The following is a 542-nucleotide window of genomic DNA, read 5'->3' on the forward strand; positions in this document are numbered from 1 at the left end:
AGCATCAGAGCACATTTGACAAAGGCGAAATAAGCCCGCTTCTAGGCTCGCGTTCTGACGTGGATTTCTGGCGCGCATCGCTGGAATACTGCCGGAACTTCAACGTCCTGACGCACGGCGGATTGCGCCGCCGATCCGGCACCCGCTTCATAGCGGAAGTAGCGGACAGCAATCAGTACACGCGCTTGCTTCCTTTCAGGTTCTCGGAAGAACAATCGTATGTTCTTGCCTTCAATGGTGGCGGAACACTTCGCTTCTTCTCCGAACGAGCGGTAGTTGGATCGCCATACCAGATAAGCCATCCATATAGCGCGGGCGAACTGAAGCGGCTCAGCTACACGCAGTTCAATGATGTTGCATATATCGCAAACAAGAATTACGCGCCGCGCCGCCTGTCTCGCATGGGTGACACAAACTGGTCGCTGTCAGAAGCCGTTTTTCAGGACGGTCCATATATGGATCAGGACATTGAAAGCGGAACGACATTACAGCCAGCGTCGACAGGCAGCGCGTCTATTGCATCATTTAATTCTAATAATGGG

1 protein-coding gene is annotated in these 542 nt (G+C 53.0%); it reads left to right on the plus strand.

Annotated elements, in window-relative coordinates; translation table 11 throughout:
* Positions 1-59 precede the first annotated feature (59 nt).
* A partial coding sequence (locus tag RCF13_RS02940) for a hypothetical protein (RefSeq protein WP_308140839.1) occupies positions 60-542 on the plus strand: 483 nt, incomplete at its 3' end.

The sequence above is a fragment of the Stenotrophomonas maltophilia group sp. RNC7 genome, from assembly GCF_030910085.1.
Taxonomy (GTDB): Bacteria; Pseudomonadota; Gammaproteobacteria; order Xanthomonadales; family Xanthomonadaceae; genus Stenotrophomonas; species Stenotrophomonas sepilia.